At 55.0% G+C, this 10,707-nt stretch carries 6 protein-coding genes; all 6 read left to right on the top strand.

Annotated features, from left to right (window positions below; translation table 11 throughout):
• Nucleotides 1-41: 41 nt before the first annotated feature.
• The 6 genes from kdpA to P8T57_RS03160 all read left to right on the top strand — a co-directional run bounded on the left by kdpA (nucleotide 42) and on the right by P8T57_RS03160 (nucleotide 10,692).
• Nucleotides 42-1,751, top strand: coding sequence for a potassium-transporting ATPase subunit KdpA (gene kdpA / locus P8T57_RS03185; RefSeq protein WP_341364556.1), 1,710 nt, complete (start codon nucleotides 42-44; stop codon nucleotides 1,749-1,751).
• 17 nt (nucleotides 1,752-1,768) lie between these two features.
• Entirely contained in the window at nucleotides 1,769-3,802 is a 2,034-nt protein-coding gene (gene kdpB / locus P8T57_RS03180; protein ID WP_341364555.1) for a potassium-transporting ATPase subunit KdpB, read from the top strand.
• 13 nt (nucleotides 3,803-3,815) lie between these two features.
• The gene (kdpC, locus tag P8T57_RS03175) at nucleotides 3,816-4,382 is read left to right on the top strand and encodes a potassium-transporting ATPase subunit KdpC (RefSeq protein WP_341364554.1); all 567 of its coding nucleotides are present in this window, start codon (nucleotides 3,816-3,818) and stop codon (nucleotides 4,380-4,382) included.
• Between the two features lie 208 nt (nucleotides 4,383-4,590).
• Nucleotides 4,591-7,320, top strand: a complete 2,730-nt coding sequence (locus P8T57_RS03170; RefSeq protein ID WP_341364553.1) for a sensor histidine kinase KdpD — start codon at nucleotides 4,591-4,593, stop codon at nucleotides 7,318-7,320.
• A complete protein-coding gene (locus P8T57_RS03165; protein WP_341364552.1) occupies nucleotides 7,298-8,005 on the top strand; it encodes a response regulator transcription factor in 708 nt (235 codons plus the stop codon). Before P8T57_RS03170 ends, P8T57_RS03165 begins: the two co-directional genes overlap by 23 nt.
• Before the next feature lie 347 nt (nucleotides 8,006-8,352).
• On the top strand, nucleotides 8,353-10,692 hold the full coding sequence (locus P8T57_RS03160) for a 4Fe-4S binding protein (protein WP_341364551.1): 2,340 nt from the start codon (nucleotides 8,353-8,355) through the stop codon (nucleotides 10,690-10,692).
• Nucleotides 10,693-10,707 lie beyond the last annotated feature (15 nt).

Genomic DNA, 10,707 nt, shown 5'->3' with positions numbered 1-10,707 from the left:
CGCCCTGATCCGGGCCGAAAAATTCTAGGACGGAGTTCCCGATGACAACCGATCTCGGCCAGTTCGCGCTTTATTGCGCGATCCTGCTGGCGTGCGCCCCGTTGCTGGGCGGGTATATGTACCGGGTTTACAGCGGGCAGCGGGTTTTGCTGTCCCCTGTTTTCGAGCCGGTTGAGAAAGTCATTTATCGCATCTGCGGCATTGATGCGCAGGCGTCGCAACACTGGTCACGCTATGCCGTGACCCTTCTGGCCTTTAACGCGGCCGGATGGGTTTTGCTGTTTGCCATTCTGCGTTTGCAGCATCTTTTGCCGTGGAATCCGGCCGGGCTGGCGCCGATGTCGTCCGATCTGGCGTTCAATACGGCGGTCAGTTTTGTCACCAATACCAACTGGCAGGCCTATGGCGGTGAAACTTCACTGTCCTATTTCAGCCAGATGGTCGGCCTGACCATGCAGAACTTTGTCAGTGCTTCGACGGGTATGGCGGTTGCCGTTGCGGTGATCCGCGGATTTGCCGGGCGCAAGGTCCGGGATCTTGGCAATTTCCACGTCGATATGACGCGCGGGGTTCTTTACATTCTGCTGCCACTTTCGATTATCGCAGCAATTTTCCTGATGTCGCAGGGCGTTCCGCAGAACCTGAATTCCTATGTCGATGCAACCACGCTTGAGGGCACAAAGCAGGTTCTGGCGCAGGGACCGGCGGCATCGCAGATCGCGATCAAGCAGCTCGGCACCAATGGTGGCGGCTTCTTTAACGTCAACTCTTCGCACCCTTATGAAAACCCCACAGCACTGAGCAATCTGCTTCAGATGGTATATCTGTTGCTGATCCCGGCGGCTTTTTGCTTCCTGTTCGGCAAAATGGTTAATGACAAGCGTCAGGGCATTGCGATTTTTGCCGTGATGGCCGTGCTATTTGTCGGTGGATTTACCGCGACCTATAGTGCGGAGAGTTCAGGCAATGCGTTGCTGACAAATTCCAGCACGATTGTTGCCAATCCGGGCAATATGGAAGGTAAGGAAACCCGTTTTGGTATCCTGAATTCCACCCTGTGGGCGACAGCAACGACGGCCGCGTCGAACGGATCGGTCAATGCCATGCATGACAGTCTGACACCACTTGGCGGCATGGTAACAATGCTGAACATGCAGCTTGGGGAAATCGTCTATGGCGGTGTTGGTGCCGGTTTCTACGGTATGCTGCTGTTTGTTGTTCTGACGGTCTTCATTGCCGGACTTATGGTCGGGCGGACGCCGGAATATCTGGGCAAGAAGATCGAAGCCCGCGAGATCAAGCTGGCCGTTCTGGCCATTCTGACCATGCCGATCGGCATTCTGGTATTCGGGGCCCTGTCGGCCACCGTTCCGGTCGCTATGACGGCAGTACAGGATGCCGGTCCGCACGGGCTTTCGGAAATCCTTTATGCCTATAGCTCGGCGACGGGCAATAACGGCTCTGCCTTTGCCGGGTTCGGAGCAGGAATGCCGTTCCATACTACCTTGCAGGGCATTGCAATGTTGCTGGGGCGTTATGGCTTCATCATTCCGATCCTGGCGATTGCCGGGTCGCTCGGGACAAAGAATGTCGTTCCGGTTTCGGGTGGCACATTCCCGACCCATGGTCCGCTTTTCGTTACCCTTCTGATTGCCGTCATTCTGATTGTCGGTGGTCTCACTTTCTTCCCGGCATTGGCACTTGGCCCGATTGCGGAGCATTTCGCAATGTTGGCCGGAATTGCCTACTGACCGGAGGAGTACAGAAAATGAAGAAAACAGAAAATTCCCGTCTGCTGGACGGGGCGCTTGTCCGGACTGCCAGTATTGAGGCGTTTCGCAAGCTTGATCCGCGGATCATGATCCGCAATCCGGTGATGTTCATGGTCGAAGCCGGTGCGGTGATGGCAACTGTCATAAGTATTCATACTGGTATGACGGGCGGTCCGGACCTGTCGGCCCTGATCCAAATTACCGTCTGGCTTTGGTTTACCGTCCTGTTTGCCAATTTTGCCGAGGCGGTCGCCGAAGGTCGTGGCAAGGCACGTGCCGATAGCTTGCGGTCAACCAACAAGGAAACCCAGGCAAAAAAGCTTCGCAACGGGGAAAAGACCGCCGTTGAAATGGTCGCAAGCAGCCGTCTTTCGCCCGGTGACTTTGTACTGGTCGAGGCGGGCGATGTCATCCCGGTCGATGGCGAGATCGTCGAAGGGATTGCTTCGGTCGATGAATCTGCGATCACCGGCGAATCTGCCCCGGTTATCCGCGAAAGTGGCGGGGACCGGTCGGCGGTAACCGGCGGAACGCGGATTGTGTCAGACTGGCTTAAAGTCCGTGTTACCGCCAAACCGGGCGAAAGCTTCCTTGATCGCATGATCGCGATGGTCGAAGGCGCGCAGCGTCAGAAAACACCAAACGAGATCGCGCTTAATATCCTGCTGGTCGGCATGTCGATCATCTTCCTGATCGTTGTGGTCACGCTTGAACCGTTTGCGCTGTTCTCGGGCACCTCGATCCCGATGGCATTTCTGATTGCGTTGCTGGTGACCTTGATTCCGACGACAATTGGCGGGTTGCTGTCGGCCATCGGGATTGCCGGTATGGACCGTCTGGTCAAGGCCAATGTCATCGCCAAGTCCGGGCGTGCGGTTGAGGCATCGGGTGATGTCGATACGCTGCTGCTTGATAAAACCGGAACCATTACCTTTGGCAACCGCATGGCAGACGAATTTGTGCCCCTCAAAGGTGTCACAGATCGCGAAGTGGCGGAAGCTGCGGCAATCGCATCGCTTGCCGATGACACGCCGGAGGGTAAATCGATTGTCGAGCTGGCAGGCAAATTGTTTGTTTTCCGGGGTGATAAATCGAAACTGTCCAAGGCGATTGCCTTTAGTGCCGAAACCCGTATGTCCGGTGCGGATATCGGTGCGGATGAATATCGTAAAGGTGCCGGGGACGCGATGCGGGCTTATGCCGACGCAGGTCCGCAGGTTGCCGAACTTGGCCGGATCGTTGATGGCATTGCCAAATCGGGTGGTACACCGCTTGTGGTGGCAAAAAACCACAAGATCATGGGTGTCATTCATCTGAAGGACATCATCAAGCCGGGCATTCGCGAACGTTTTGCCGAACTGCGTGCCATGGGCATTCGGACGGTCATGATTACGGGGGACAACCCGTTGACGGCGGCCGCGATTGCCGCCGAGGCCGGGGTGGATGACTTTCTGGCCGAGGCAACGCCCGAAAAGAAACTGGAACTGATCCGTCAGGAACAGGAAGGCGGGCGCCTGGTGGCGATGTGCGGTGACGGATCGAACGATGCGCCGGCCCTGGCACAGGCCGATGTCGGGGTTGCGATGAATGATGGCACCCAGGCCGCACGCGAGGCGGGCAACCTTGTAGATCTTGATAGCGATCCGACCAAGCTGATCGAGATCGTCCAGGTCGGCAAACAGTTGCTGATCAGCAGGGGCGCGTTGACGACATTTTCGATAGCCAATGATGTTGCCAAATATTTCGCAATCCTGCCCGCACTGTTCATTGCGGCCTATCCGCAGCTCGGTGCGCTGAACATCATGGGGCTTGCCAGCCCGCAAAGTGCGATACTTTCGGCGGTGATCTTTAATGCCCTGATCATTATCGCCCTGATCCCGCTGGCCCTGCGTGGTGTGCGGTTCACACCGGGAAGTGCAGCGGCGCTGTTGCGTCGAAACCTTCTGATCTATGGCCTTGGTGGCCTGATCGTTCCCTTTGTCGGCATCAAGGTCATCGACCTTCTGATTAATGCCGTTGGTCTGGTTTAACGGAGAATTTGTCATGTTGAACTTGTTACGTCCGGCCATTGGTATGGCTGCTGTAATGACGGTGATAACCGGGATTGCCTATCCGCTGGCAATGACCGGGATTGGTCAGGGTTTGTTCGCCGAAGAAGCCAATGGCAGCCTGATTGAAAAGGATGGCGTCGTGGTTGGTTCGCGTCTGATCGGCCAGAAGTTTGAAAGTGATCGATACTTCCATCCGCGCCCTTCCTATGCCGGTGACGGTTATGAGGGGGACAATTCCGGTGGTTCCAATCTTGGGGCGACCAGCAAGGAACTGGTAAGCGGGATCAAGGCCCGTGCCTTGGATCTGTCGGCGGAAAACGGCAATCGCCCGGTGCCAATAGATTTTCTGACGGCATCGGGCAGTGGACTTGATCCGGATATCTCGCCCGCAAGTGCCCGCTTCCAGATGGAGAGGGTGGCAAAAGCCAGAGACATCCCACTCAACGATCTGGAGGAACTTGTGGCTGCCCATATTCAGGACAGAACCTTTGGCCTGCTCGGTGAACCACGGGTCAATGTTCTGATGTTGAATCTGGCTCTGGACGAAATATCGTCCTGAGGTAATGAAACAACAGGATGAAATTGGGCACTGGATTGTCCGATGGCAGTCCAGTGTCCAGCAAAGAGCAATCATGCGTCAGGCGGAGGAGATGCGTGCTGTCTGGCTCCGTAACAGAGTGCTGTCAGCCTGTCGGCGATTTATCCCTGCGATCCGCCGATGGTTCTGATATGACGAGATAAATACGAAAGGCTTGGATCGACGCAATATGACCGACGAAGAGGAACGCCCATCCCCCGAAGCCCTGCTGGAACAGACCCGCAGGGATGAGAGGGGCAAGCTCAAGATCTTTCTGGGCGCCTATCCGGGCGTCGGAAAGACCTATGCCATGCTTCAGGCCGCGCAGGAACGGCGGAAGGAAGGGCGGGATGTCATTGTCGGGATCGTCGAAACCCACGGGCGCGTGGAAACCGAAAACCTCTTGCGCGGTCTTGAAGCATTGCCGCGCAAGAGGCTTTTGCATCGGGGCCGTGTTTTTGGGGAAATGGACATTGACGCGATCATCTGGCGCAAGCCGGAAATCGCCCTTGTTGATGAACTGGCACACACCAATGTGCCGGGCAGTCGTCACGAAAAACGCTATCAGGATATTGATGAACTGCTTGATGCCGGGATTGATGTCTATACGACGCTGAACATCCAGCATCTTGAAAGCCTGAACGATATTGTCGCCCGGATTTCACGTGTTCGCGTACGCGAAACCCTGCCCGACAGTTTCCTTGAAAAAGCCAATGAAATTGAACTGATCGATCTGCCGCCTGATGATCTTTTGCAAAGACTGCGCGATGGCAAGGTTTATGTCATCGATCAGGTGGGGCGCGCGCTCCGGCATTTCTTCAGCAAGGGAAATCTGACCGCACTTCGCGAACTGGCGATGCGTATTGCAGCCGAACGCATTGATGCGCAGATGCTGGAATATATGCGTACCCATGCGGTCAGCGGCCCATGGCCGACGCAGGACCGCCTGATGGTGTGCCTGAATGAAAGTCCGGTGGCCAAAAAGCTGGTGCGCACGGCCAAGCGGATGGCAGAACGCCAGCGTGTTCCGTGGATCGCCTTGCATGTCGAAACACCACGCGACGACCGGATGGCGAATGCCGAAAAAGATGACATTGCCGAAGCACTGCGTCTGGCGGAACAGTTGGGGGCGGAAATTGTCACGCTTCAGGCGGAATCCCATTTGGCACGCGAGATTTCCGCATTGGCGTCCAAACGCAATGTCACGCGTCTTCTGATCGGACGGCCAAGGCGAAGACGCTGGACCGGATTGTTGCGTGAAAATGTGGCGCGCAAGCTGCTTGAGAATGCTGAGGGCTTTGATGTTACGGTCATTGCCGCGGACGCGGATGAGAAAAAACGTTCGCTGATCTCGGACAATCCGTTCGAGCCCGGAAGCTGGCGATCACGCAGCCTTTCATGGGTCTTTGGCAGCGTTACTGTGGCAACCGTTGCCGCACTTTTTGCCGACCGCTATGTGCCGCTTGGCAATCTGTCGCTAATTTATCTTCTGGCGGTACTGTTAACTGCAATCCGTTGCGGCATGTGGCCGTCGATTGCCGTCAGTCTTCTGTCTTTCATTTCCTACAATTTCTTCTTCACTGTTCCCTATTACACCCTGTCGGTGTTCCATCATGAACAGCTGATTACCATCGTATTTTTCCTGATTGTTTCGGTCATTGTTGGCAATCTGGCAGGACGTCTGCGCCTTCAGGTCGATGCCATGAAAACCAGTGGCAAGCGCACCGCCAATCTTTATGATTTCAGTCGCAAGATTGCGGCGGCGGCATCGCTTGACGATGTTTTGTGGGCGGCGGTGCATCATGTGGCCGCGACGCTTGATTGCCAGTCGATGGTCCTGCAGCCGGGTACGGACGGATCGTTGGAAATTACCGCAGCCTACCCACCAGAAGACCAGCTGGGGCTAAAGGATTGGGGGGCCGCCGAATGGGCGTGGGAGCATTCCAAGCCGGCCGGATGGCGATCGGAAACCCTGCCGACAGCCGAATGGCTATTCATGCCGGTGAATACTCCGCAGGGACCGCTTGGTGTTCTTGGTGTCCGCTTCAGGGAAGATGCGCGCACATTGGGGCCTTCCCAGCGTCGCCTGCTTGAGGCGCTTGTCGATCAGGTTGCGGTTGCTGTTGAGCGTACCCGTCTTGCGACCGATATCGAAGAAGCACGATTGCTGAGCGAGACCGAGCAGCTCCGCGCGGCACTTTTGTCTTCGGTATCACATGATTTGCGCACCCCACTGGTATCGATCATCGGGTCGGCGACGACATTATCAAGCTATGGCGACAGCATGGGAGAGGAAGATCGCGGGCAGCTTACCCAGACCATCCTTGAGGAAAGCGAACGTCTGAACCGGTTCGTCCAGAACCTTCTGGATATGACACGCCTTGGCTATGGTGCCTTGCAGCCGAAAAAGGAATGGTCCGATCTGGCCGAGATCATTGGTCGTGCGGTCAAGCATGTCCGCAAATATGCCGGGTCGCGATCCTTTGATGTGCAGGTATCGCCCGATCTGTCACCGATCCAGCTTGATCCGGTTCTGATCGAACAGGTTCTGTTCAATATTCTTGATAATGCTGTAAAGCATACCGCCGACAATGGTCGGATTACAGTAAGTGCCAAGGCAGATAAAACACGGATGGTGGTCGAGATATCGGATAATGGTCGCGGTATTCCGGCCGAAGCCCGGCAGGCTGTTTTCGATGTTTTCTATCGTGTTCGCGCAGGCGATAGCCAGGTGGCGGGTACGGGGCTTGGATTGTCGATCTGCCGTGGTTTTATCGAGGCGCATGGCGGACGTATCGTTGCACTCGACGGGCCGCAGGGTGTGGGCACAACCATTGCCATAACCCTGCCGATGACCGCGATGCCGACGGTTGCAGAAGATGACGAGGATTTGCCGAATGGCAGTGCGGAAGGAAGCTGACATGCGCGATCAGGCCAAAGTGCTGATCATTGATGACGAACCGCAAATTCGCAAATTCCTGCGGATCAGCCTTGGCGCGCAAGGATATGAGGTGATCGAGGCCGAAAACGGCAAATCCGGCATCGAGAAATGTGCCCTTGAAACCCCGCATCTTGTCATTCTTGATCTTGGACTGCCCGATCTGGATGGGCAGGAGGTTTTGGCGAAAATCCGGGAATGGAGTGAGGTCCCGATTATCGTACTGTCCGTGCGTGCCAATGAGGAAGAAAAAGTGACTGCCTTGGACCATGGCGCAAACGATTACGTGACAAAGCCGTTCGGAATTGCCGAATTGATCGCACGGGTGCGGGTTATCTTACGCAGCCGCAAATCCGAAGACCTGAACAGTAGCGAGATTGTTTCGGGCGAGCTGAAGATTGATCTGGCAGCGCACAGGGTTTTTAAGGCCGATAATGAACTGAAACTGACCAAAAAGGAGTTTGCCTTACTGACCCTTCTGGCACGTAACGCAGGGCGTATCGTGACCCATCAACAGATTTTGCGCGAAATCTGGGGACCTGCGCAGGAAAGTGAAACACATTATCTGCGTATCTATATTGGTCATCTGCGCCAGAAACTTGGCGATGATCCGCTTAACCCGACCTATATCGAAAACGAGCCGGGGGTTGGATACCGGTTTTGTTAATACCGAAGTATTCCGGAGGTGAAAATGTGCGAGAGTTTCCTTTTGTCGCGGGCTCACAATTCGGGACTATATAGCTTTATGATATGAGCTTAACGGGACTTGTAAGTGGCGCCCATTTTGAGCGTTCTCGTCCCGTATGTCGTTTGGTATTGAAGTTTCGAAGAGATCAATTTTAGAGAGCGTCATCAAAAATGACGTTTTTGCGTAGATAATAACGACAAGCTATCAGGCAATTGCGATTTCGCAATTTTGACATGACGTGAGTCAAGTGAAGGCGTTTCCGGATCCGATAAGGTCCCGCTCACTGGTGTTCAGATTATGGAGCATCAGTTTGGTGGGGACGTGCCGTGGTTGTTGTATCCGGATCATTTTCGTTATCGGGTTTGCGCCTGCTTCTGCTGGCAGTGATCGGTTGGGGACTTGCGTTCACGAGCAGTTTTGCCGGTACGCTTGACGATTATGTCGTGTCGCTTGATGCCGGAAGCATCATGCCCGGAGCCGATCATATCGGCGAGGAGCAAACAACAGATCATCTTGTTCCCGTCTATAGCGGTAGTAACCAGCTTGGTTACATTTTCCTCAATAGCGACTGGGCCAATTCGGTTGGTTATTCCGGCAAACCAATCGACATTCTGGTCGGCATCTCGATGCAGGGTGTTATTACCGGTGCACGACTGGTTGCCCACAAAGAACCGATCGTGCTGGTTGGCATTCCTGAAAGCAAAATCACGGACTACATCGCGGGCTATACCGGTTTTAACATAGCCGAATATGCCCGCAGCGAAGAGCTGGATGCGTTGCCTGACGATATCGTGAGTGGTGCCACCGTCACCATCATGGTGATTGACGATTCAATTCGGCGCTCGGCAATCAAGGTGGCCCGAACACTTGGTCTGGGCGGGTTGGCGCAGCCGGGCGGCAAGGGCGACAAATTCGCCGTCGATATGTCGCAAGACGGGCAGGCAAGCTGGGATGAATTGCTTGGCGACGGGTCGGTTAGGCGTCTGTCGCTATCGCATGGCGATGTTGCGCAGGCCTTCGAGGGAACTGACGACAGAGGGCAAGGTAAAGGTAGTGGCAACGATCAAGCCAGGATCGCTGCCGACGGCCCGTTCATTGATCTATATACCGCTCTCGTTTCCATTCCGATGATCGGACATAATCTGCTGGGGGATGCGGAATATGCCAATCTTCAGAAGGTTCTGAAGCCCGGCCAGCAGGCGTTGCTTGTTGCGGCGAACGGTGAATATTCCTTCAAGGGATCGGGTTATGTTCGCGGTGGGGTGTTTGACCGTATTCAGGTTATACAGGGCGATAACAGTGTCCGTTTCCGTGACAAACATCACAAGCGCCTCGGGGAAATTGCGGCCGAGGGTGCGCCGCGTTTCAGGGAAGTTGCCCTTTTTGTTATCCCCGAAGAAGTGCCGTTTGATCCAACTGTGCCGTGGCATTTGCAGCTTCTGGTCCAGCGCCAGCTAGGCGCTTTGGAAAAGGCCTTTACGACATTTGGCGTCGATTATGCGCCACCGGTCAAATATCTGCGCAAGATCGATGTTGCGACGGCGGCACCGGATAATGTTTCGGAAAAAGCCAACGAGGTTGGTGCACAGAAATCCGGTACCGATACCCAAAACCGGGACGCGCTTTGGAAGCGGATATGGACGAACCGGATTGTCGATATTGTCATCCTGTCTTGCGCAATCCTGCTTCTGACCGGCTTGTTCTTCTTCCAGGACTGGTTTGTCCGCCGTCGCAAACTGACGCAGCGGATCCGGACTGGATTCCTGATCTTTACCGTGGTCTGGATTGGATATTATGCCAATGCACAGCTTTCGGTCGTCAATGTCCTGACGGTTGCCAATTCCTTTGGGTCGGGTTTTGACTGGTCCTATTTCTTGATGGATCCGCTGATCTTTATGCTGTGGTTTGCGGTTGCGGCGTCACTGATATTCTGGGGACGCGGTGCATATTGCGGGTGGCTTTGCCCGTTTGGCGCACTTCAGGAACTTTTGAACAAGCTGGCCAAACAGCTTCGCATTCCGCAAATCGCGGTTCCCTTTGGCCTGCATCAGCGCCTTTGGCCGATCAAATATATCGCCTTTCTGGTCCTGTTTGGCATCTCGTTCCATGCGTTCGATCAGGCCGAGCATCTGGCCGAGATCGAACCCTTCAAGACGGCGATCATTCTGTCCTTCATGCGCGATTGGCCGTTCGTCCTGTTTGCGGTTCTGCTGTTGGTCGCGGGGCTTTTCATCGAGCGGTTTTACTGTCGTTATCTTTGCCCGCTGGGGGCGGCTTTGGCGATACCTGGCCGGATCCGGGTCAATGACTGGCTGAAACGGTATCGTGATTGTGGTTCGCCCTGCCACCGGTGCGCAAACGAATGCATGGTTCAGGCCATTCATCCTGACGGGCACATTGACCCGAATGAATGCCTGTACTGCCTTCATTGCCAGGAACTGTATTACGACGACCAGAATTGCCCGGTCATGATCCAGAAACTGGCCCGGTTTGAACGTCGCATGGCACTGCAATCCGGTTCAAAAACTTCCAGACCTCAAACGAAAACCGAAACGACTTCTCATTCGAAACCATCGTCCGCGAGCTGTGGCTCCGGTGGATGCGGCGCAAGTTGTTCCAATCCGAAGTCTTCGGACGGAAACAACGGTGCGTCTAACCAGCTGTGACATATCAGGAGTTCC

Origin of the sequence: Thalassospira sp. SN3W (assembly GCF_038070535.1) — a bacterium.
Lineage (GTDB): Bacteria > Pseudomonadota > Alphaproteobacteria > Rhodospirillales > Thalassospiraceae > Thalassospira > Thalassospira xiamenensis.
This window is presented reverse-complemented; position numbering and strand designations above follow the sequence as displayed.

Excerpts from the sequence above, each read along its gene's own strand:
- P8T57_RS03170 (WP_341364553.1), top strand. The coding sequence starts at position 4,591 with ATGACCGACGAAGAGGAACGCCCATCCCCCGAAGCCCTGCTGGAACAG.
- P8T57_RS03165 (WP_341364552.1), top strand. The coding sequence starts at position 7,298 with ATGGCAGTGCGGAAGGAAGCTGACATGCGCGATCAGGCCAAAGTGCTG.
- kdpC (WP_341364554.1), top strand. The coding sequence starts at position 3,816 with ATGTTGAACTTGTTACGTCCGGCCATTGGTATGGCTGCTGTAATGACG.
- kdpB (WP_341364555.1), top strand. The coding sequence starts at position 1,769 with ATGAAGAAAACAGAAAATTCCCGTCTGCTGGACGGGGCGCTTGTCCGG.
- kdpA (WP_341364556.1), top strand. The coding sequence starts at position 42 with ATGACAACCGATCTCGGCCAGTTCGCGCTTTATTGCGCGATCCTGCTG.